Origin of the sequence: Leptolyngbya sp. FACHB-671, assembly GCF_014695745.1 — a bacterium.
GTDB lineage: Bacteria > Cyanobacteriota > Cyanobacteriia > Elainellales > Elainellaceae > JAAUTN01.
Map to the genome: position 1 here is coordinate 101,353 of NZ_JACJOV010000137.1, position 22,803 is coordinate 124,155.

Consider the following 22,803-nt stretch of genomic DNA (forward strand, 5'->3'; position numbering starts at 1 on the left):
ATTGTTATCAGTGATCAATAAGATTAATAACGTTTCTCTAGAAAGAGGCTACAGATGAAAGGGCACCTCGCTTAGCGGGGTGCCCTTTCATCTGTAGCCCTAAGGTTTGGATAAGTTTTGGAGTTGGTATAACAGCACGGTGGTGTAGAGGGGTTCTTGCGATCGCCCCTTGTGCCAGCTCTATAGTGAAAAGATTTCCTCGGCACTAGATGGATGAATTCCGATCGCACTATCCAGGTCATGCTTTGTTACACCTAGCCTGAGCGAAACGGCTAGACTTTGCACAATATCTACTGCTCGATCGCCCATAATGTGAATTCCCAAAACTCGTTCTGAATCCTGCCGATTCACTACTGCTTTCACAAACATCTGCTCATTCCCTGCCGCCAAGCAATAGAGCAGGGGACGAAACCGCGTCTGATAGCAGAAAACAGCATCACCAAACTTTTGACGTGCCTGCGACTCAGATAAGCCAACTGTCGCAGCTTCCGGCTGAGACGCGAGCGAAATAGGTACCCAATCGAGCCTGACGCTGGAAGATTTTCCTCCAAATTCGGCATCTGCAAAGGCTCTTCCCTGGGCGATCGCACTGGGAGTAAGGGGAATACGTCCTGTACAATCCCCAATTGCAAAAATGTTGCTCTGAGTGGTACGACTCGATTCATCAACGCTGATTGCCCCTGTTTCCGTCAACTGGATATTCGCTTTTCCTAGATTCAGTCCTGCTAAATTGGGCTTGCGAGGTACATCCATTAAGACCGCATCAACAGTTAGGGAACTTGGCTGTTTGGAGTTCGATTGATTGGACAAAGTGAGACACAAACCTTTCTCTGTTTTCTCAATTTTGGCAACATTAGTTTTGGGTAGAATCTGCACTCCTTGTTTGCTCAACTGTTCCTGAATTTCCTGGGCTAATTCTGCATCAAAAGCAGCAAGAATGTGGTCTTCAGGGATGATCTGAGTCACGTTTGACCCTAGCGCGTTTATGCTTCCGGTAATCTTTACCCCGATCGGATCACCACCAACTACAGCAAGCGATTTAGGTTGTTGGGGTAAGTGATAAAGTTGGTGCCAGGTAATCGTATGTTCGATTCCTGGAATTGATGGTTTGCTCGGTTTTGCACCAACGGCAATGAGAATTTTTTCTGCTGTGATGGAGCGATCGCCCACAGTTACCGTATGAGCATCAAGGAAGTGAGCTTGTCCTTGAATGACTTGAATATTCCCCTCTTGCAGGTGACGAAGATGCACCCCATTGAGGTGCTCAATATGCTGTTCCTCTGCCCTGACAAACTGTGACCAGTCAAACTCACGGTTGCTCTCCTTCCAGCCATAGCTCACCGCTACTTGCTCCAAATTACGAAAGCCAGCCGCATAGTCCAGCAATTTTTCTGGAATGCACCCGTGGTTAACGCAGGCTCCCCCTGGTTTGGACTGTTCTGCGATCGCGACACTCGCGCCATAGGTTACTGCCCGCTGCGCTGCTGCCAGCCCTCCAGAACCCGCTCCAATTACAAAAAGGTCATAGTCGTAAGCCAAGTTATGTTGCGCTCCTTTCAGGTGCAATTGAGTTGTGATGGATTTTTACAAACAAGGGCAAGTTCCGGTTTCTCAGTTTACGAGGCTAAAAATTCAGAACGTGACTAGAGTTCATTCAAGAATGATTTCGATTGAACTACTTCATCCTAAGTACCGAACTCAGCTAGCTCCAAAGGAGTAACCAGCCTGAATTAGAGGCAACTCTCTAAAGTAATGAAAATTACATTTGGAGCACCTTCAAGTTGTTTTTTTTGAAGGTTAAAGCAAGAAAGGTGTAGTCTTTTTTGTACCAGGTGACAGTTTTATCCGTACAAGCTGGGATGTTGTCTTGTTCGAGGTCAAAACCACAAGTCTGGGCGATGGCGATCGCTTCTTCAACTTGAGGCTTGGAGAAAATCTGCCAGGAAAGCCCAAACGGTTGAATAGAGGAATCTACTTCCACTTTGTCTTCCCAGTAATCAGTCGTGACAAAAAGCATCCCGTTTGGCTTGAGAATCCGGTAAGCTTCATGGAAAAAGGCTTTTAGATCGACTCCATGTTCAATCACAGAGATACTAACTGCCCAATTAAAAGATTCATCGGGGAAAGATGTATTCATCAGATCTCCCTGATGCAGCTTGTAAGGCAGTATGGAGGAGGATGGGGGAAGATGAAGATCAATCCCAGACAGGTTGGTGAAACCCAACGCAGCTAAAAACTTCAAGGTGCAGCAGTCGCCACAGCCAAGATCCAGGATCGCAGACTGTTTAGGCGTATGTAGAAGTTGTTGAGCCAGCAAAAACTGATCCCAATTTTTTTGAACCGTGATGTGAGTCGGTAATTCCTGATGTTGCAATGACAGTGTTGCGTTACCAATCTCCAACCAACTCTGTAAAACCTGGATCATGCAATACTCCTCTCACAAGTCGCTCAATTAAAGTTCATTTCTCTAGCGATCTTAGGTTATACCAAGTCCAAAAATTAGGGCTACACATGGAAGGGCACTCTATTTAGCGGGGTGCCCTTCCGTCTGTAGCCTCTTTTTAGAGAAACGTTATTATTCCTGGGGTAGAGACGCAATAGAGAATCGCTGGCTACTCTACAGGAGGACGATTGTATTCTACAAAATCTTGGTTTGCTAAAAATGGTAATTGACCGTGAGAGTGTAGAAAAGCCGCCTGAAGTTATTGACCCGCCTAAATCTTTACCTACGGCTGATTTTTATCAGCTGATTCATGAGCAGATCAGCAATGAAGATGACTCAATGAATCAACGGGTGAACTGGCTCATTATTTCACAATCCTTTTTCTTTAGTGGGTTCGCAACGTTACTCAGTTCGCCTCCAAAGCCAGAGAATGATGGCTATGCTGATCTGCATGATCTTCTACTCTGGATTATTCCTGGCATTTCTTTGATTACTAGCCTGCTCATTTATGTGGGTATCTTGACTTCTCTGGTTTACATGGCTAGCTTGCGAAAGTCATTTCAAACCTATCCCTCAGACAACACTACAGAACATTTTCCCCCAATTCAAGGTACGACAACCACTCGCCGTTTGGCTCAGATGCCTGCGGTCGTGGTGCCACTACTTTTTATTTGCACCTGGATTGTTTTGTTGGTTCAAGAGCTGCGTTGACTACAGGTTAAGCGAATGATGCAGCTCATTACCTAGAACTCATTACTTAAGTGAGCGTAGCCTGTAGTGGCTTAGGGAGTAGCGGCAGTCTCATTCATAAACCATTCTAAAGCAGCACGCCTGATCTCACCTGGAACAGTGTGAGGGCCGTCAAACTCCTGATACAGCACGTCATAACCTGCTTGCTGCAACCGAGGCACAATTCGACGGCTACATCGATCGATGGGCAAAACCGTATCCCGCTGACCATGAGAAACAAACAGCCGGGGTGAACCAACCTGATCTGCTGGTGCCATGAATCCAGGTGAAAAAGCAATGATGTGCTTAAACAAATCTCCATTGGTGAGTCCAACAGAGAGGGCATAGGAAGCCCCATCAGAGAAACCTGCGATCGCAATCCGGTTAGGATCTATGGCATACCGGGTAAACGTTTGCGTTAGTGCTTGATCGATGAAGGCAACATCAGGCCCATATTGGCTCATGATGACGTCCCACGTCTGGCGACGTGAGTCTACAGCCAGCAAGATTGTCTCGAATGGATCCGCCAAGTCTTGGAGTATATTCATAGCTCCCTCGGCATCTCCTCCCGCCCCATGTAGCATCAAGATTAGGGGAGCGGAGCGCTCGCCACGATAACCAGCAGGTACATAAATAACACCATCTCGGCTATCACTTAGTCCTAGGGGATGAAGCTCCACAGAACCAGTCTCTGTAGGTTGTGTAGGGCGGGCACGCAATCGCCCTGTGGTTAAATTGGTTTGCTTTGAAGATCCCATGCTTAGCAGGTTGTGTGTTGTGCAACTTGATGTTTGAGCAACAGCGATTGGTATAGCACCTGTTACTCCCAACCGGAGTAGCCGTCGTCGAGTCCAATGATGAGGAGAGTGGTTAAATTGCTTCATTCAGTGTTGCTCACTGCGATCGCTTGCCGCTCTTCGACACCTCAGTAGCACATAGTATGAATTCCGTAGGGGCATGGCATTGCCATGCCCCTACGGAGGGGATTGAAATCCATGAATCATACCCGCATTCAGCAACGCCGTATGTCTTTGAACGTGAAGTTGCTACGGTGATACTAGAACCCGGGACTATCCTGACGAGTAAACCACCCTGCCCAAACGACTAAAAGTATTTGGAAGGGAAGTCGCAGCCAAATTAAGGGCGGATCATTGGGTAGAGCGGGTACTGGAATGTTATGGATGGCCTGATACAGGTTGGCTGGAAAAACGGCAATAAATAAAATGACGAGAATCCAGGCTGCTGCACGACTAAATTGAGGAATGAGTAATCCAGCTCCGCCCAATATTTCAAAGAAGCCACTGCCGTAAACCAGTGCCAGCGGATGAGGAAGAGAGGATGGCACAATGCTGACGAAGGGAGCCGGGTCAGTGAAATGCTTGATGCCAATCACAACCATTGCGATCGCCAGAAAAATCCGAAAAACAGTCTTATATCGGGTCATTGCGTTTATCAGGTCAGCGACTTCACAAAAACTAGCGAGAGTCTGTTCCCTGGTTAGGAGACCCTTCAACCTCATTTTTCTTTTGTTCAGCTTTTACCTGTTCAGCTCCTATTTTTCTGTATTCCTCTCTTTCTTGCTCATCCTGATATGCCGCAGGAGCTTGTTCTTGAGGCGAGGGGGCACCTCCAAGATCGATACCTTCTCTATTCTTATCTTGAGTCATGACTCGTACCTCTAATTCGTTAACTTTACTACTTCATCCTGTGGAGTACAGGCTTATCTAGACGCTAGCAAACCGGTTGATCGGAGCTATCCCCCTTTAGCGGGAGAGTGAGGTGGGTTATGTTGTACCTACAAGTCACCTGTTTAGAACACCTACATCTAACTTTGGCTAGGTGGATATAAATCTATGCATTTGCAGAATCTAAGGTACTGGGTACTGCGGCATTAAGCAATTCAAAGCTTGATGCCGTATTCCAGCGATGGTATTTCAAGTTATTTTTGCAGGAGTTATTTAGCATGGCTGTATCGTTGAACGACGAAAAGCGACGTATGATTGGTGAAAGGCTGGCAGACTTACAGTCCTTTCAGAATTTAATTATCTCTAACGATCAAAAACTGATTAAGGCTTGCCCTTACAACGATGTGCGTGAGCGTCTCCAAAATATGCTCCAGGATGACCAGAAAAATCTGGGCATTATTGAAACTGTAATTGTTCAATATGGCATTCAAGTTGAACCCAGTGCTGCAACTAAGACATTTACTCAGCAGTTTGAGCAGATGATGTCGGGTGATGAGTTTACGTTCTACCAAAAACTCATACACCATGAGTTGATGAAGCATGGTCAAGCTATGAGTGGGATAACTATTCACAAAGCAGCCCAAAAAGTAGGGGCAGATATCGAAGTGGCGATCGCTCCCCTGAACACAGTCAACTTTGAGGGACGTGCCCATCAGGAACAGCTTAAAGGAATGTTAGAGCAGGTCGGTGTCCGGGAAATGACTGGGCAGGATGCTGATCAGGGGCTATGGGCACGGGTACAGGATGCGATCGCTGCCCTTTCTGGTGTAGCTGGCAGCGTTGTCACCCAAAATTCGGACAAGCAGGATATGAACATCCAGACCTTGATCCGGCTAGATCACAATAAAGTGAATACAATTTTCACCGAAATTGGTGCGACTAAAGATCCGCAAAAGCTGCAAGAGTATTTTGGGCAGCTCTACAAAGATTTGCTCACCCATGCTCAAGCTGAGGAAGAATTGGTTTATCCAAAAGTACGCCCCTTCTATGGGGATGGTGATACGCAAGAGCTTTATGACGAGCAAGCTGAAATGAAGCGGATGTTGGATCAGATCCGATCGCTTGATCCCAACTCAAATGCGGATGAATTTCGCTCTCGGATTAAGGACTTGATGGATGTTGTGGGTGATCACATTCGTCAGGAAGAAAGTACTTTGTTTGCAGCGATTGATAAGAACTGTAGTACTGAGCAAAAGGAACAAATGGCGACGGAGTTCAAAGCTGCTAAAAGCAGGATTCAGCAGGAAATGACAGTGTAGCTTTTGTAGTTCTGCCATTCCAATAAAACGGGCTATAAATAGAAGGGCACCCTGCTAAATAGGGTGCCCTTCTATTTGTATTCTGACTTCAATTTTCGGCGTTGCTGAATGCGGGTATGATTCACGGATCTCAATTCCCTGGGTAGGGGCGGGCATTGCCATGCCTCTACGAAATTTGTACATTAGATCAGCAATGCCCAATTTTCTTTGTTCTCTCGTTCTTGGCTTGTTCCCTAGTTCCTACAGCTACTTTAAAGTGGATAAACCATAGCGTAGGGGCGGTTCGCGAACCGCCCTTACAGGAATTTGTAGGATACAAGTGGAAATTGCTGTAGTTCCTAGCAGGAAGCCAATGTTGAGGCTTTACCTCCGATCGCTCACTTCTAGAGCAAAGTATGGAAACGAGGCGATCATAAAAAGAGGGTTATAGTACTACGCGCCTTGGTTAAAGCACTTTAGTGTAAGAAAGCTCCCGTACGTGGGAGTTTTCTTACACTAAAGTGCTGTCTTAAGAAACAGACGCAGCTATATCCTTAACCTCGACGGTCTTGATAGTCTTCTGAGGATGTTGGGTCTAGCTCCCAGCGGCGATCGTCGCGCTCTTCTAACATGTCATTTGTTCTCAAAAAGCTGCGATCGTCGGTTTGAATCCCTACCGCTGCGGCCAATTCTTCAACCACATCTTGATCAGGAGTGTCTACAGTTCCACCGACTCCCTCTTCACCTACTGCCTCTGCATCTTCATAGTTGGCATCTACATCTCCACCAGTTAGGACGTAGTCGGGTTCGTTTAATGTGTGGCTGCCACGACGTGAGTAGCGACCGGCGCGATCGCTCGGTTGTCCTTGAAGCCCAGTACCGTAGGATTCAGTAGATTCTTGTGGAAGGTTGCTGATTGCTTCTTCGTTGTCATCAGCATCCATAACGCCATCATCATCAGCATCCAGGTTGTCATCCGTGTCGTCTGTTGCAACGGTGTCAATTACAGCCTGATTAAGGTCAACCTGCTTTAAACCAATTTCGTTTTCAATATCGGGAAGTGCTCCTGGCTCTGAGCTAATTGAATCCTTCAAAGGAAACTCGGCTTCAAATTCTTGCTCAACTTCTTCTCGAATTGCCTCGAAGTCTGCATTTTGTTCTGGTTCTCTAGCATTTTCCATACTGGTCATCCTGCAAAGCCTCGGTATCTATATCTGCACATTAGCTAATCTGGGTCTTAATCAAACTCTTCATATGGACAGACAAAAGTCGACTAATAGGCTGAAAAATACCTGTGTTTGCACTACCTTTTCAATAAAAACGGACAACAGATGAAAAGATCTTCCCCGTCGAGGAAGGTCTTTCCACCTATCGCCCTAATTCTAAGAATTGGCATTAGATAGACTAGGACAATAAGTCGGTGAAGAGATATCTGTTAGAGTCATGAGTCACTTCTTTAGCCTGGATACGCTGATTGAAGTTTTATTGGGGATTAGTCTTAGTGTGGCTGCGGGCTTTCGAGTCTTTGTGCCGCTGTTGGTGCTGAGTGGGGCTTCTGTCGTGGCTCACCTAAATCTGCCAACAGACTTTGATTGGCTTGAAACACCCCAAGCACTCGCTGTGTTTGCGATCGCCTGCGTTCTAGAGATCACGGGTTACTATGTTCCCTGGCTTGATCATCTACTTGATATCGTCTCAACCCCAGCAGCCGTAATCACTGGGACCGTGGTTGCAGCTTCCCTAACTCCAGATGTTAACCCGGTCGCCCAGTGGACCCTTGCTTTGATAGCGGGGGGTGGAGCCGCCGGATTGACAAAAGGAGTGATGAACCTGTTTCGGCTTACCTCAACTGCTGCATCAGGCGGGTTAACCAATCCGATTTTGGCGACAATTGAGTTAGTGTTAGCTGTTACGCTTTCAGTCTTAGCTGTCACTGTGCCTCTGGTTGCAGGAGCTTTGTTGCTTATCCTGTTAATCGTTGGAACTCAGCGACTTTGGGTGTTTCTTGCTGCGCTGCGATCGCCCCAAATCACCGACCCTAGTGAAAGTTGAGAGGACAAATGTACTAAAATATTGGAGCCGCTGAACAATCTCTGAGTATGTCTGCTCCTCGCAAAATCATCCACATTGATATGGATGCCTTCTTTGCTTCCGTCGAGCAGCGTGACTATCCCCCTTATCGCAATAAACCGATCGCAGTAGGCGGCAAGCCAGAGCAACGAGGAGCAGTGGCTGCGGCTAGCTATGAAGCCCGCAAGTATGGTGTTCACTCGGCGCTGCCTTCTCGCATTGCCAAACAGCGGTGTCCTCATTTGCTGTTTGTCACACCTCGATTTGAGGTTTATCGGGCTGTCTCGCAGCAAATTCGAGAAATCTTTTATCGTTACACTGACCTGGTGGAGCCATTATCACTGGATGAGGCATACCTGGATGTGACTCAAAACAAGTTGGGTATTCCTTCTGCAATGGCGATCGCCCGTGAGATCAAACAAGCGATTTGGCAGGAGACTCACCTGACCGCCTCAGCGGGTGTATCTATCAACAAATTTCTTGCAAAGATTGCTTCAGGGTTGGATAAACCAAATGGACTGTACCTGATTTCACCCGAACAGGCCGCATCTTTTGTAGAGAGTTTGCCCATCGAAAAATTTTATGGTGTGGGGGCTGCAACTGCGCGAAAGATGGAATCTTTGGGTATTCACACCGGTTTGGATTTGAAGCAATGGTCAGAAACCGACTTGGTGCAGCGGTTTGGTAAGGCAGGACGCTATTACTACCGAGTCGCTAGGGCTGAGGATGATCGACCCGTCAACCCTAATCGAATTCGTAAATCAATCGGGGCAGAGGAATCCTTTGCGGAAGATCTGGAAGAGCTTGAGACAATGACGGCAATGTTGAAGAAATTGGCTGAGGAAGTCGTCGAACGGATGAACAAACATCAGCGATATGGATACACGTTAACCCTAAAAATCAAATACGCTGATTACCAGCAGATTACTCGTGCTCAAACGGTGAATGTATTGTTGCGAGAAGCCAGCGTGCTCTCCAACCTGGCAACTGCTTTGCTGCTAGAGCATCTTGACCGCTCCCGAAAAGTCAGATTGTTGGGTTTAACCGTGTCTAACCTTACCGAACCGTCTGTACCTCTTTGCTACGACCAACTTCTTCTGGAATTACCTCCATTTTTTCATTCGTAATCCCCCGAAAAAAATTGCTGTAATACCGTTTCCACAAGAACAAGCTACAGATGGAAGGGCACCCCGTTAAGTGGGGTGCCCTTCCATCTGTATCCCTAATTTTTAGAAGAGTATAAGAAACGACTACACTAATGGCAGCGAGCGCCCAAACCATTCTGGGAGTTTTAGAAGATCTTTTGCGAATTCTGGTCGAGATTCTGGAACCGTAGGTTTTTAACGTCGTCTACGGGGTCTACTTGACCTGCCGCCAAAACCGCTAGGTTGACGGTAAGTAGGTCTGGGAGCAGAACGGTTGCGACGCAAGGTCGAGGAACCATAACCTGAACCCGTCCCGCGATCGCCACTGGTTGTTCGGCGAGTTCTGGTTTGACCGGCTGTGGGCGAGCGCAGTCGTCCACTGGTTCTCAACACTTGACGGTTGCGAACTTCAGCCGGAGGAGCCTGATAGCGAGTCTGATAGCGCTGCACTGCCTGATTATAAGTTCTGCCATATCCGCCATAGCCAACCAGAGCTACTCCAGGACTATAAACGGGTGGCACGTAATAATGGGGCGTAAACAGTAGACTGCCCAAAGCTTGCCCTGCCAATGCTCCAGCAAACGGTGTCCAGAAGCTTGTGTCCCTTTGAACAATCACCGTCTCCTGCTGACCCGTTTGAGGATCGGTGACCGTCTCAGCCACATTGTGAACATACTCAATTCTAAAGTCTTCTGTGAGATGCAGAGCTGGCTGTCCTTGCTCAACCGCCAAATAACTTTGTTTCCCACTGTTGATCTCCTCGTCGGTCAACCGCGCCATCGCCAAGTTGCTCGTCCGAAAAACCGAAGACTCACCAGGAGCCGTATTGAGAAGCATCGCACTGTATTCCCCTGAAGCATCGTCATATGTCACCTGCTGAACAGGATATTGTCCATCCGACAACTGACTTTGAGGGGTTGGCGAGCTAGCAGGTTGACTTTGAGGCGAGGGTGAAGTACCGGAATAGGGATCTCCAGCATAAGGAACACCACAAGAAACAGTCGTCACTCCTAATGCTAGAACCATTGAAAAGATCAGGAATTGGCGAATTTTAGTGGTTAAAGTTTGAATACTATTCATAGTTATTCTTTTAGAGTTGTTGAAGCTAGAGAGGCAGAAGTTCTGGAAAGTTGAGCAATAGTTGTTCTGAAGTCAGTTCATCTCCCAACTGTGCAGGAGAGAAGTGAACCTGAACCGTTCGTAATCTGCCCTGATAGTGAAGATTAATCATTGCTTTCAGACCTGCTTTAAGAGCGGCTAGATCAGCCAGGTCAGTTTCTAAATCGGGTGATTCTCCCTCATACGCTACTGTCAGCATGACAACTAAGTTATGAGTGATGGGTAAGGATAAAGCGTCTTCCGGAGAAGCATCCAGGTCTAAACCGCTCTGATAACGCCCAGCAGAGTCTGTAAACAACTCATCGACGTAGTCACCAGCCTCCCCTTCATCCCAAAAGACATCTCCCTCGTTGGTAGCTGACTGCCAGTAGAGGTCGTACTGTAGGAGCGTTTGGCAAATCTCAGCCAACCCTTCTCCTAAAACATGCATATCTCCCTCATGCTCTACCGCTTGCCGCCCTGTCTGGTTAAGCACTCCTAGCAGGGGTGCAACTTCCCTGCCTGCCAAGTGGAGCAGGATACGACAGACTGCAAAACGGGTTTTGCCGCTGGCTCGGTTGAGGCGATCGCGCCAAGAACTCATTCCTTTCACACCTCTAATTTTAGCTCAACCCCAGCCTATAAAAATTGCCTCTCTCTCATACTCAGTAGGAAGAGAGAAGTTGAGCCATTTGCAAGTCATCCTTAGGTAGACCTCTCGTGTAAATGTAGTGAGACGGAACTACATTACTATTTTGCGTCAAAAAGTGATTTACCAGGAGGTCTGGTGAAAGGGGTAATTACCGACCAACAGCATTCTTTAAGCGGGCGATCGCCTGAACTAGCTCGACAGGTTCTATCGGTTTAGCAATATGTTGCTGGAATCCAGCCGCAAGCACTTGTTGCTGATTTACTTCGCCTGCGTATGCTGTCACAGCGATCGCCGAAATTCGCTCTCCCTCTGGCATCGCTCGAATTTGCTGCATTAACATATAACCGTCCATGTCCGGCATTCCAATATCACTCACCAATACATCCACTTTGGTTTGTCTGAAAACTTCTAATGCTTCAGACGCAGAGCCCACAGTAGATACCTCTGCGCCACTTCCCTTTAGTATGAAGCTAATTAAATCTCTCGCATCAGCTTCATCATCAACTAACAGTATCCGAACGCCTGAAAGCAGGGAAGGAAGAGGAGGGGAGCGGAAAAGATTGGTCATTTTATTGCTTGCTGCTTCTCGCTCATCTCTGAACAGTGGCAGCCTCACCGTAAACGTTGCCCCCTGGTCTTCTCCAGGACTTTCTACTTGAATAGTTCCGCCATGTAGCTCGACCAATTGACGAGCGATCGCCAAGCCTAACCCTAACCCACCAAACTGCCGAGTTGTTGTGCTGTCTGCCTGACGGAAATGTTCAAATACATGGGGTAGAAAATCGGCAGGAATGCCTTTGCCTGTATCGCTGACCTGAATTTGAGCGTAGGTAGGAGCAGCGGGAGAGCTGATGTTACGTTCCGACTCACTTTTGTCCGACTCAATCTGCGTCAAACGTACCTCAACCTTACCTCTGTTGGGTGTAAATTTGATGGCGTTGGAGAGCAAATTCCAAACGACCTGTTGCAGCCGAGCAGAGTCACCTAAAACCAAAAAAATGGAATTTTGGGTTCCAGGATTTGGTTGATTGGACGGCTGATCAGCCTTAGTAGATGCTGAGAACTGCCCGCTGTCTGAGCCAAAAGCTAAAATTGTGAACTGCAAGTCGATGGATTTCGCTTCTGCGGCAAGCCGCACAGTTTCCAGGGCAGCACTAATGATTGCGGCTAAGTTCACAGGAACCCGATTAAAGGTGAGTTTGCCGCGCAAAATTCGAGAAATGTCTAGCAAATCTTCAATCAGCTGTGTTTGTAGTCTGGCATTGCGCTCAATTGTTTCTAGGGCATAGGCCGTCTTTGCTGCGTTTAACCTACCGTTGCGAAGTAACCCGATCCAGCCCAGGATGGGATTGAGAGGCGATCGCAACTCATGGGACAGCACTGCCAAGAATTCATCTTTAATCCGGTTAGCGGCTTCTGCTTCCTCCCGTGCTGCCTGCTCATGGGCGAGCAACTGCTCCCGCTCCAGTAGAGCAAGCTGGAGACGGGACTCACTTTGGCGTAAAGCTTCTTCTGACTGTCGTTGAATCGTCTTATCCTGCATAATTTTGACAAACCCTCGAACCGAGTTGTCCTCATCGCGTAGAGGCATGACTAAACCACTGCCCCAAAAGCGGCTCCTATCCTTTCGCACATGCCAACGCTCGTTTTCTTTCCGCCCTTGGGTGAAGGCAATTTGCAGTTCCCTTTCGTGTTCCCCTAAGGCCCTGTCTTCAGGTGTAAAGATGATCCTTCCACTTTCTCCGACAATCTCAGCTTCTTCATATCCCAACAGTCGTTTTGCTCCTGCGTTCCAACTAGTAATTCGCCCTTTTAGATCCAGGGTGAAGATGGCATAGTCTTTAGCGCTCTCAAGGATTAAATGTAGACGAGCTTTTTGATCACGAAGTGCTTCTTCAGTTTGTTTGCGATCGCTAATGTCAAAGAGCAAACCATCCCAAACGGCTCCTTCACCTGTTTCTTCAGAACTGGAACTGCCCTGAATCCATTTGAGTTGACCCGACGGAGTAATGATGCGTCCTTCCCACTGCCAGGGCAAAAAATCTCGAATGGCGGCAGCAATCGAATCTTTTAGAGATTGGGAATCATCAGGATGAACTAACGTCCACAGTGCATTAGCATCCTCAAGGATTGCCTCTGGCTCTAATTCAAAGAGCTTACGGCAACAAGAACTGACATAAGTGAAGGACTCTGTATTTCCGTTATATCGATACACCATCCCTGGCATATTAGTGACGAGCGTTTGAAACCTAGCTTCACTTTCACGCAAAGCTTCTTGCCTTTCTTCAGCAATCTGACGGGCTTGGGCACTAGACAAAGCTACGGCTAAAAATTCCGTCAGGCTTGCTAGCACCCGCGCATCCTCACGATCAAACTGTCGTTGCGGCTCGTGTGTCACAACCCAGATGGTGCCCAGATTCCGATCTGCCAACAGCAGCGGCACCATCAGCATTTCCACAGGTGGCGGAGTCAAGGATTGTAAACAGGTGAAGTAGCGCTCAGGATAGGAATAAAGCTGGGCGTTTTTTTGATCCAGGCAACTCCCACAAGGGCTGAAATTGCGAGGTGTTGTATTTCCCTGAAACGGTTCATAGGTTCCTGACAAGGCAACCCAGCGAAAAACTTCTTCCCCGTCTGGAGTTACTTCAACCAGACTGACCCCCGCTGCGCCTGCCTGACATAGCTCTCTGGCAATCTCCGCAAAATGCTTGAGGATAATGTGAGGCGGTTTAATTAACTGTTGCCCCAGGCTTCGTAATACCTGGTTTTCAGCTGCTAGATCAGGTTGCCTGGGCGATCGCTCAAATAACTCATGAGTGATCAGGATCTCATCTTCAGAAACGCCATTAGTCATCCCTCTCCTCCTCGGTTAAGAGGTACGCTGACCGCAGGAGCTCGCCCTGCGCTCCTAACTGTTCGAGCAGGGAATCAATTCGCTGTCTTGCTAGTGGAGAAGGCATCGCTTTTCCATTCTCCCACCGATTAACGGTTGGAAACGTGACTCCAAATTCGGCAGCAAACTTCTGTTGAGAGAGTTTCATCTCCTGCCGTAGGGCACGGATTAATTTACCAATCGTTGGTTGTTTTACCGTCAACTGGTTGTCGCTGAGAGGCATATAAACCGCAACTATAAAGTCCTATATAACTCTCTTTCTCAGGTTCTGTATATCTATCGCACGACACAAGCTTTTGTTACGCACCAAAGTAGGGAACAACACCATAACCGTCAGATGGCTCCATTTGTGAGTACCTGGATGAAATTAGCCTGGTTCACTCCATCCAACTGACCCATCTACTAAGGCTAAGCACCACGCCAGGATTGAATTTAGCTCCAGTATTCTGAAGGCGATCGCAGGACTTGTACACTGCCTCTACTTAAAGAAGCATTTGAGCAAAAACGTCATGACCTGGTAGAGAAATTTGCTTGGATCGAGCGTCACGAACAACTTTTAAGAACTGGGATAAAGTGGGTGACTGGTTTTGTTTGTGCCATGCTACGGCAACTTCAATTGGAGGAGTTGATTCAGCGATCGCCCTATACACCACTCCAGCGCTGTGTCGCGTTTGGGCACCCGATGCGACCAGGGAAACGCCAGCACCCGCTTCTACAAAACTCACAACTACTTCCGGTGGGGTTGCTTCTTGGGCGACCTTGGGTTGGAATCCTGCCTGTTCACACAGGCGCATGATCTGGTAATAAAAATCGGGTTTCACCTGCTCTGGACACAGCACAAACGGTTCATCTGCAAGCAGGTGCAGCGGAATGGCGGGTAATGCAGCGAGAGAATGTCCCTGTGGCAATACAGCGACTAACTGTTCGGTTAAAACGGTTTCAAAACAGAGATCGGGATGGTCAAGCGGGAGATGCACAAAGCCGACATCAATATCTTTAGTGGCGATCGCCTGCACCTGTGCTACAGTACTCGCTTCGGTTAGGGAAATTGATATGGTTGGAGCAAGCTCACGAAACGTCTGAATCACATTAGAGAGCAAGCGATTAAACACACAAATGGAGAAGCCAATCACCAGTTTGGTTTGCTGTGCCTCGCCTGCTTGTCTGGCAGCTTGAGCGGCGCGATCAGCCTGAGCTAATGCTAATCGGGCTTCGTCTAAAAAGGCTCGTCCCGCTGCAGTCAACGATACACCCTGTCGATTGCGATAAAACAACTCCACACCCAACTCATCTTCAAGCTGGCGAATTTGACGACTCAACGGTGGTTGTTCCATAAACAACCGTTCGGCTGCACGGCGAAAGTTTAACTCTTCTGCGACCGCTACAAAATATTTGAGATGTCGGAGTTCCATGACTGCTGATACTGTTTGAGTATCAGTATAGCTCAAAGCAGGTCTTGGACAAGCTGTGAAAACCCTCCCATGATAGGGATAACAGCGTTGAAGAACAGTCATGAAAGTAATTCAGCTTCGAGACAGTTTTGGTATCGATCGCCTGCATCTCATCGAACAATCTATCCCAATTCCCGGACCAAGAGAAGTATTGGTCAGGCTGGAAGCAGTGTCTCTCAACTACGTGGATCTGTTAGTCGTGAGAGGGCAGTTAAATCCTAACTTGCCGCTTCCTTATGTTCCGATCTGTGATGGCGCAGGTGTGGTTGAGCAAGTGGGAAATGAAATAACCGCGTTTAAGGTTGGCGCTCGCGTTGTCACCACTTTTATTCCTGACTGGCTGAACGGCAAACCGACTGCCAGTGCAACCTCCTATGAAACTCGGCCAGGATTAGGGATTGTTGCAGGACAATTGAGTGAATACAAACTGTTTCAGGCAAACCAACTCACTCATTATCCGACTCACCTTTCTGCAGCTGAAGCTTCGACCTTACCAATTGCTGGTTTGACTGCCTGGAATGCCTTGCAGTATGGCGGGCTTCAGCCAGGAGAGACGGTTCTGCTACACGGCACCGGTGGCGTCTCTATCTTTGCTTTGCAATTCGCCAAAGCTCTGAGCGCAACTGTGATCATCACTTCTAGCAGTGATGAGAAGCTGAAACGGGCACAGCAGTTAGGCGCTGATGCTTTGATCAACTACAAAACTACACCTGAGTGGGAAACGGTAGTTCACCAGGCTACAGAGGGTCAAGGTGCAGATGTGGTGGTAGAAACAGTGGGAGGACGGAATCTACAGCGATCGCTCAATGCCCTTCGCATGGGCGGACACATCTCCATCGTAGGTTTGCTAGACGGCTTTGAAGCAACCCTCAACACACTCACGCTGCTACATCAACAGGTAACGATTCGCGGGATGGAAGTAGGCAGCACAGCAGATTTTGAGGCAATGAATGAGGCGATCGCCACTCACCACATTTACCCTGTGGTTGACAAAACCTTCATGGTAGAGCAAACGCAGCAAGCCTTTGAGTATCTGGAGCAAGGATTACACTTCGGCAAAATCGTGATTACTCTTTGAAAGGAAACTACTAATGAATAAGGTTGTAAAGTTCTATAAGCCTGGTTCAGCAGATGTCTTAAAGATAGAGTCTGAAGACATTCTGCCGCCGAGAGAAGGGGAAGCCCGCATTGCCATCAGTGCGATTGGTTTGAATCGCTTCGAGATCATGTTCCGTGAAGATAACTATGCCATTTCACCGGAGTTTCCTTCTCGCTTGGGTGGAGAAGCGGTCGGCATCGTGGAAGCTCTTGGACCCAACACCAATACATTTCAAGTTGGCGATCGCGTAACTGTACTTGCAACGTTGCCGATGAGTAAAAGTGGTGTTTATGCAGAGCGAACAAATGTGCCAGTCACCTCGCTTGTCAGATCTGTTGATTCCTCTACTGATGTTGATGAAGCGGCTCTCTGGCTTTCCTACATCACGGTTTACGGCCCATTCATTGAATATAGTGATATCCAGCCAGGTCAGTCAGTTTTAATTACTGCCGCTAGTTCTTCTGTTGGATTGGCTGCTATTCAAGTGGTGAAAGATCGAGGCGGTGTAGCGATCGCCACCACTCGCACCTCAGCCAAACGTCAAGCGCTTCTCAAGGCGGGTGCTGATCAGGTCATCGCAACTGAAGAAGAGGATTTGCTTGCGCGAGTACAGGAGATGACAAAGGGAAACGGTGTTGATATTGCTTTCGATGCCATTGGAGGAAAGCTTTTGCCAGCGATTGTTCAGGCAACTGCGGTAGGCGGAAGAATTTACGAATACGGCTTTCTAGATGCAGGGGGCGTATCTGGCAGCAAAGTCGATTTGCCGCTGATGCTACTATTTTCCAAAATGCTTGGCTTCTATTCCGTATTCGAGATCATGCTCAATCCTGCACGTATGAGTCGAGCAGAAGCGTGGTTACGTGATGCTGTCAGGCGTGGAGCAGTCACGCCTCGGATTGATAAAACATTTCGACTGAATGAAATTGTTGCAGCACATCAATATATGGAATCTGGTCAACAACTTGGAAAAATTGTTGTCCTACCTTGAATTCACTTCATTGGAATAATCATGCAATATAAACTTTTGGGCAAGACCGGATTGAGAGTTTCTGAACTGTGTCTTAGCGCAATGACCTTAGCCTGCTGCAATGATTTCGGCTGCGGTGATGGTGAATTCTCCCAGTTGAGGCGATCGCATCAACTCATTGCCTTGAAAGGTATAAACCTCTGTGTAAACTGCATTAGTGAGTTCTAAAACTAATATAGTTTCCTGCTGCGGGTCAACAATCCAGTATTCAGGAATGCCTCGGTCTTGATACTGCATTCGCTTTGCAATGTAATCTCTGTCTCGCTGCAATTCTCCAGGGCTGACAACCTCAACTACCAGTAGAGGAGGAACCATGTTAAACCGAATTGTATTCCGTGGCTTGAGTAGTTGCACATGTTCCTGCTGAATGATAGTCAGGTCAGGATAACGATTCTTGGGTTCTCCTCTCACTTCAAGCTCTAAACCGTGTCCTCGAACTCGATCAGTGCCAAGCAATAAAGCAAAGAAAAGAAAAAGACGATTGGCAATTTGAATATTCTCTCCTGACTCCGGCGGCACTTTAATCAGCTCCCCGTTAAACAACTCATACAGGTTTTCCGTCCCGTCGTCATAAGACAGATACTCTTCAAAACTGAGAAATCGAGGTTTTGTATAAGTCATGATGTTGTGGGAGAGTAGGCAACACCTTTAAGCTGCTTTCATTCTATGCTGTGTAACCGAATGGGTGTGGTTCCTTGCCGCAACTGGCGCTGTCGTCTGAGCCACGACCAGCGCACGGGATATCTCAGCAGCGGCGCGAACTGGCTGACTCCCCACCGAAATAAGGCACTGTTGCCTAATTTGTCTGCCTGAGCCGCTTCTTCTGCCTGAAGCTGCTGAACCCGAAGAATTTCGGGCGATCGCTCCTCCTGTACTTGGGCGATCGCCTGATCGATTGCTTCCTGTCCTGCTCCTTGCTTTAACAGGGGAATCAAAGAATTTGCCGCAACTAAAACATCTCGCAACGCCATGTTAATTCCCTGAGCGCGAATGGGCGACATTGGATGTGCTGCGTCACCCAGTAGCAACAGTCCTGGAATTGACCAGCGAGGGCAACGTCCTACCACAACTGACAGCAACACAGGATGTTCTAGTGTGTCAGCATGAGTGCGGAAATGGTCTGCTAACCAGGGTGGTGAAGCTGATGCTAACTGCTCAGCCCAATCAACCTGTTTCCAATCGGTCGTGTTATCTCGTAGCGCCCAACCTACCTGAAGATTGCCTTCAGAACCGCGAAACAGTCCAAAGGTGTGTGGTCCTTGAACGATGGAATAAAAAACATTCTCTAATTCAAACTGAGGGCTATCTGCCAGTTTGAACCAGAGAATATCAAAATTCTTGCTCTGCTGCTCTAATGATAAATTGGCTTTTTGGCGCAAAAGTGAGTTACGCCCATCTGTGCCAATCACCAGATCGGCAGTTAGAGTGCGATCGCCCCCCACTCTTACACCGCTTACCCTCTCACCTTCCCACACCAGTTCCTGAACCACAGTTCCTTGGAGCAATTCAAAGTTAGGAAGGGCGATCGCCTCTTCTACCAATGCCTCTAACAGAGCGGGTTGTGAAACCAGCGTACAGGGCTGTCCTCCTGGTTCGATTGGCTCCTTCACCTGAAACAGCAATCGACCATTAATTAGAACTTTCCAGGCATCCAGAGGGCGATGAGGAATGCGGTTGAGGATCGATGAAAAGCCCATTTGCACCAGTGCATCCAGTCCGCTAGGCATCAGCCCCTCACCGCGAAAGGTGCGGCGAAAGGTACGTGAAGCTTCGATGAGTTTGACTGTGATGCCCTGTTGAGCAAGAAGTAGTGCTAGGGTCGCACCGGCTGGCCCTGCCCCAACGATGATGACTTGTGTAGGGTTGTTGAGTTGCACTATTACACTAGCTTAAATGCTTTAGCTTAATCATGTTACAAGGCGATCGCTCCCATTCAATCATCGCCCCAAAATTCGTAGCCTGTCAGCTTGACGAGATACCGTTCGCTCAGATATGCTGTCACGCTAAGGTTGTCTTTTTGCACACAGCCCTACACTACCCAAAGATCTAGCGCTACCCAAGGCTGGTGACAACAGCCCTGAGCAGCTAACCCCCAAACTGTCGTACCAGTCTGGCGGCTAATGGTGAATTTTAACACTCCCTTAGCCACCCCGACTTGTCGTGTCAAAAAAGTGGGGTGGCTAGGTTTTTGGGGTTTCCTCAAAAACCTAAACAGGAGTCACAACTCATGTCTCAATGTTTCTTGGAATCTCCCAACATACCCACTGTGGAGAGAGAAGTTTCTGCACTTCAGAATAGTGAGCGCGATTACCCCATAGGGGGAACTGCTTCGCACCGCCTGCGAGTCCTGATCATCGGCTCTCGTGATGGTGTAATCGAAACCATTCACGACCTGCATCGACGCGACTTTGCTGAAGTAGGAATGTGGAGTCCCTTGCTACCTGCTCCTAACTCTGGTGAAGTGATGAGTATTTTGACCCGCGATCGGAGAGTGGGAGGGTAAGAGGAGAGGGAAGAGGGAGGGAGAGGGGGCGATCGCTTCCTCCCTGAAATCGTGCAGGATACTATACGTTGAAACATTAAGATTTCACGCTGAAGCCGAAACTTAGTGTGGAGGAAGTGAAGATTGGGATCAGAAAGCGTTACAAGTTTTTGACTATTCCTGACTTGATTGGTCAATGACACATCTTAGCTTTCAAGGTGCCGATTATTATGAGTTACTGTCTTAATCCAGCTTGCCCCCATCCAGAAAATTTAGGGGATGCAAAACACTGCCAGCAGTGTGATGAAGTTCTGCGATTGCACAGCCGCTACTTACCTCTCAAGCCTATTGGACAAGGAGGGTTTGGTAGAACATTTCTGGCAATTGATGAGTCTCGCCTATTAAAACCTCGCTGTGTTATTAAGCAATTCCTTCCTCAACAACAAGGTACGAAGGACCTGGAAAAAGCAGCTGAACTGTTTCGGCAGGAAGCTCAGCGCCTGAAGGAGTTAGGGGAGCATCCCCAAATTCCAGATCTACTGGCGTATTTGGAGCAGCATGGTCGTCAGTACTTAATCCAAGAGTTTATTGATGGTCAGAATCTAACGCAGGAACTGGAAGAAGACGGCATTTTTAACGAAGCCAAAATTCGTCAGCTATTGAATGATCTGCTACCTGTGGTGCAATATATCCATGAGCATCAGGTCATCCATCGAGACATCAAACCTGCTAACATCATCCGTCGAGCCACAGACCAAAAACTCTTTCTAGTCGACTTGGGCGCAGCCAAATACGCAACGGGAACTGCTCTGGCAATGACCGGGACGGTCATTGGAAGTGCTGAGTATACTGCACCCGAACAATCGAGAGGGAAAGCTGTATTTGCTAGCGACCTTTATAGTCTGGGAGCTACCTGCGTTCACCTACTGACTGGCATATCTCCCTTTGATCTATATGACAGCAGTGAAGGTCGATGGATCTGGCTAGATTATGCACCTCGTGTGATCTCTGAATTGCTCAGTCGAACTTTAAACAAAATGTTGGAGGCTCCGACCAATCGACGCTATCAATCGGCAAATGAGATACTCATGGATTTGGAGCAATTGGATCAGAGGCAAGACTCCGGCTTTCCCACCAATGAGAATTTCCGGCAACCTAGTGCAACCTCTAAATACGCTTCAAAGCCTTCTAATTCTGTAGATTTTAAGCCGAGACTTGAAGAGCAATCAGCGCTTATAAACGCGAATTTTGAGGCGAGAGGCAAGCTTGCCCCTATAGAACAGACCAGAGCACCCCAGAAACCATCACTCATAGAGACTTCACCAAGACCAACAAATCTGCGTACTTCTAGCAACATAGCAGTGATGATCTTTTTGATAGCACTTATGTTCGTATCTGGTTTCTTTATGGTGCGGTCGTTTCTGCTTTTTCTTCCACATGACCGTTCTCACATTTCCGATCCACGATGGTCTATAGGGTTGCCTCCAAACGACGATGAGCCAGGTCCAAAGTTCACAAACCCAGTTCAACCAACACAAGTCCTTGCTGCCCGTGGGCAGGTCGTCACATTAACGATCAGTCCTGATAGCAGAACGCTGGTTAGTGGTAATGATGACAGTCGAGCATCTACTGATTCTGGGGTTGCCGAAGAGTTTCACGACAGCAACCTACAAGTATGGGATTTAACGACAGGTAGAAATTTGCACACGCTGACAAGTCATCATCCAGTATTTTCGGTAGCCATTAGCCCGGATGGTAAAACCCTAGCCAGTCAAAGTATAAATATATCCACAAATCCAGAAACGCTGAACGGTATTGAGCTGAGTGATGACGAGCAGGAGCGATTTCGCGGTACGCTGCAGTTGTGGAATTTTCAAACTGGAGAATTGCTGCGAACACTTGCTGAAAATACATTTGGAGCATCGGTCAAATTTAGTCCAGACGGAGAATTTCTCGCAGGAAGTTCGTTTGGTCAAATTTACATTTGGAATGTTGCGACTGGGGAAACTCTTCAAACCCTTCAAGCCAGATCTGACTCGGTCAGCTTTAACCCAAGTGATAATACTCTTCTTACTGCGACTTCACCTGTAATGGGTGGCACTATTTCACCCGAAGTACAAGTTTGGGACTGGCGTACTGGAGAGCAGATTAACCTCCTAAGCTCGATGAACCAGGATAATACTTTAGACCGCAACGGATTTTCAACTCTCGCTGTTAGTCAAAACGGTCTACTGGTCCTGGGTTATAAAACAAGAAGTAGGGATCTGGCTCAGCCTGGCTCAGCTATTAAAATTTGGAGTCTTCAAACAAGTCCTGCAGAGTTAGTTATCACACAAAACATTCCCTTAGACCTAGCAGCCGTTGCCGTTAGCCCAGATGGCAGCCTAGTCGCCGCTGCTGGCACTCAAGATTCAGTTGAGACGGTGAATATTTATGAAACTCAAACTGGAGAACTAATACGTTCCCTCAGTGGCTCCTCCAAGTTGGCAAGGTCTGTTGTCTTCACCCCTAATGGTCAAAAGCTAATTACCGGCAGTATAGATGGAGTAATTAGAGTTTGGAATATCGAGGAATTACGTTGATTAACTAGGGATGCAAGTCCTTTTCTAACTAATTCAGGACTTACGCAGCGGCACTAGGGATAGGGGGTGGTTAAGTTGAGCTATGCTCGCTACAGTTCCAGTATGAGTGCATCAAACAGCGATTGCGATGACATTTACTAAGCTGG

21 protein-coding genes are annotated in these 22,803 nt (G+C 47.7%); 8 read left to right on the forward strand and 13 right to left on the reverse strand.

Going from position 1 to position 22,803, the window contains the following annotated elements:
- Window positions 1-180 precede the first annotated feature (180 nt).
- Window positions 181-1,539, reverse strand: coding sequence for an FAD-dependent oxidoreductase (locus H6F93_RS21890; RefSeq protein WP_190685288.1), 1,359 nt, complete (start codon window positions 1,537-1,539; stop codon window positions 181-183).
- A gap of 220 nt (window positions 1,540-1,759) precedes the next feature.
- The gene (locus tag H6F93_RS21895; RefSeq protein ID WP_190685291.1) at window positions 1,760-2,425 is read right to left on the reverse strand and encodes a class I SAM-dependent methyltransferase; all 666 of its coding nucleotides are present in this window, start codon (window positions 2,423-2,425) and stop codon (window positions 1,760-1,762) included.
- 237 nt (window positions 2,426-2,662) lie between these two features.
- On the opposite strand from H6F93_RS21895, the gene H6F93_RS21900 reads away from it, so the two are divergent.
- Window positions 2,663-3,154, forward strand: a complete 492-nt coding sequence (locus H6F93_RS21900; protein ID WP_190643815.1) for a hypothetical protein — start codon at window positions 2,663-2,665, stop codon at window positions 3,152-3,154.
- 71 nt (window positions 3,155-3,225) lie between these two features.
- Here the strand turns inward: H6F93_RS21900 and H6F93_RS21905 are convergent, their stop codons facing one another.
- The 3 genes from H6F93_RS21905 to H6F93_RS21915 all read right to left on the reverse strand — a co-directional run bounded on the left by H6F93_RS21905 (window position 3,226) and on the right by H6F93_RS21915 (window position 4,839).
- Window positions 3,226-3,930, reverse strand: a complete 705-nt coding sequence (locus tag H6F93_RS21905) for an alpha/beta hydrolase (protein WP_199313885.1) — start codon at window positions 3,928-3,930, stop codon at window positions 3,226-3,228.
- Window positions 3,931-4,229: 299 nt separating this feature from the next.
- Complete coding sequence (locus H6F93_RS21910; protein ID WP_190685298.1) at window positions 4,230-4,616, reverse strand: DoxX family protein; 387 nt, start codon at window positions 4,614-4,616, stop codon at window positions 4,230-4,232.
- A 31-nt stretch (window positions 4,617-4,647) separates the two neighbouring features.
- Complete coding sequence (locus H6F93_RS21915) at window positions 4,648-4,839, reverse strand: hypothetical protein (RefSeq protein WP_190643818.1); 192 nt, start codon at window positions 4,837-4,839, stop codon at window positions 4,648-4,650.
- A 296-nt stretch (window positions 4,840-5,135) separates the two neighbouring features.
- Between H6F93_RS21915 and H6F93_RS21920 the strand changes: the two genes are divergently transcribed.
- Window positions 5,136-6,176, forward strand: a complete 1,041-nt coding sequence (locus H6F93_RS21920) for a hemerythrin domain-containing protein (RefSeq protein WP_190643819.1) — start codon at window positions 5,136-5,138, stop codon at window positions 6,174-6,176.
- Window positions 6,177-6,709: 533 nt separating this feature from the next.
- Here the strand turns inward: H6F93_RS21920 and H6F93_RS33475 are convergent.
- Window positions 6,710-7,336 carry a DUF6335 family protein gene (locus H6F93_RS33475; RefSeq protein ID WP_206755757.1) on the reverse strand — a complete coding sequence of 209 codons (627 nt, stop codon included), beginning with the start codon at window positions 7,334-7,336 and terminating at the stop codon, window positions 6,710-6,712.
- Between the two features lie 262 nt (window positions 7,337-7,598).
- Between H6F93_RS33475 and H6F93_RS21930 the strand changes: the two genes are divergently transcribed.
- Together H6F93_RS21930 and dinB are read left to right on the forward strand one after the other, a co-directional pair.
- Entirely contained in the window at window positions 7,599-8,207 is a 609-nt protein-coding gene (locus tag H6F93_RS21930) for a DUF4126 domain-containing protein (protein WP_190685301.1), read from the forward strand.
- A 47-nt stretch (window positions 8,208-8,254) separates the two neighbouring features.
- A complete protein-coding gene (gene dinB / locus H6F93_RS21935) occupies window positions 8,255-9,352 on the forward strand; it encodes a DNA polymerase IV (protein ID WP_190685304.1) in 1,098 nt (365 codons plus the stop codon).
- A gap of 213 nt (window positions 9,353-9,565) precedes the next feature.
- Here dinB and H6F93_RS21940 read toward each other — a convergent pair whose 3' ends face one another.
- The 5 genes from H6F93_RS21940 to H6F93_RS21960 form a co-directional block, all read right to left on the reverse strand.
- Window positions 9,566-10,450, reverse strand: coding sequence for a hypothetical protein (locus H6F93_RS21940; RefSeq protein WP_190685309.1), 885 nt, complete (start codon window positions 10,448-10,450; stop codon window positions 9,566-9,568).
- A 25-nt stretch (window positions 10,451-10,475) separates the two neighbouring features.
- Window positions 10,476-11,072, reverse strand: coding sequence for a DUF1517 domain-containing protein (locus H6F93_RS21945; RefSeq protein ID WP_190685313.1), 597 nt, complete (start codon window positions 11,070-11,072; stop codon window positions 10,476-10,478).
- Window positions 11,073-11,268: 196 nt separating this feature from the next.
- On the reverse strand, window positions 11,269-13,974 hold the full coding sequence (locus tag H6F93_RS21950; protein WP_190685316.1) for a hybrid sensor histidine kinase/response regulator: 2,706 nt from the start codon (window positions 13,972-13,974) through the stop codon (window positions 11,269-11,271).
- Window positions 13,967-14,236, reverse strand: coding sequence for a helix-turn-helix domain-containing protein (locus H6F93_RS21955; protein ID WP_190685319.1), 270 nt, complete (start codon window positions 14,234-14,236; stop codon window positions 13,967-13,969). Before H6F93_RS21955 ends, H6F93_RS21950 begins: the two co-directional genes overlap by 8 nt.
- Window positions 14,237-14,495: 259 nt before the next feature.
- Complete coding sequence (locus H6F93_RS21960; RefSeq protein ID WP_190685322.1) at window positions 14,496-15,425, reverse strand: LysR family transcriptional regulator; 930 nt, start codon at window positions 15,423-15,425, stop codon at window positions 14,496-14,498.
- 100 nt (window positions 15,426-15,525) lie between these two features.
- Here H6F93_RS21960 and H6F93_RS21965 point away from each other — a divergent pair, with 100 nt between their 5' ends.
- Both H6F93_RS21965 and H6F93_RS21970 read left to right on the forward strand, forming a co-directional pair.
- Entirely contained in the window at window positions 15,526-16,542 is a 1,017-nt protein-coding gene (locus tag H6F93_RS21965) for a zinc-dependent alcohol dehydrogenase family protein (protein WP_190685325.1), read from the forward strand.
- A 13-nt stretch (window positions 16,543-16,555) separates the two neighbouring features.
- Window positions 16,556-17,554, forward strand: a complete 999-nt coding sequence (locus H6F93_RS21970) for a zinc-dependent alcohol dehydrogenase family protein (RefSeq protein WP_190685328.1) — start codon at window positions 16,556-16,558, stop codon at window positions 17,552-17,554.
- Between the two features lie 87 nt (window positions 17,555-17,641).
- On the opposite strand, the gene H6F93_RS21975 is transcribed toward H6F93_RS21970, so the two are convergent.
- Together H6F93_RS21975 and H6F93_RS21980 are read right to left on the reverse strand one after the other, a co-directional pair.
- A complete protein-coding gene (locus H6F93_RS21975; protein ID WP_190685331.1) occupies window positions 17,642-18,214 on the reverse strand; it encodes a Uma2 family endonuclease in 573 nt (190 codons plus the stop codon).
- Window positions 18,215-18,252: 38 nt separating this feature from the next.
- Window positions 18,253-19,470: an FAD-dependent monooxygenase gene (locus H6F93_RS21980; RefSeq protein ID WP_190685334.1), complete on the reverse strand. Its 1,218-nt coding sequence runs from the start codon at window positions 19,468-19,470 to the stop codon at window positions 18,253-18,255.
- A 350-nt stretch (window positions 19,471-19,820) separates the two neighbouring features.
- Here H6F93_RS21980 and H6F93_RS21985 point away from each other — a divergent pair, with 350 nt between their 5' ends.
- On the forward strand, window positions 19,821-20,096 hold the full coding sequence (locus H6F93_RS21985; protein ID WP_190685338.1) for a hypothetical protein: 276 nt from the start codon (window positions 19,821-19,823) through the stop codon (window positions 20,094-20,096).
- A 209-nt stretch (window positions 20,097-20,305) separates the two neighbouring features.
- On the forward strand, window positions 20,306-22,657 hold the full coding sequence (locus tag H6F93_RS21990) for a WD40 repeat domain-containing serine/threonine-protein kinase (RefSeq protein ID WP_190685341.1): 2,352 nt from the start codon (window positions 20,306-20,308) through the stop codon (window positions 22,655-22,657).
- Window positions 22,658-22,803: the final 146 nt, after the last annotated feature.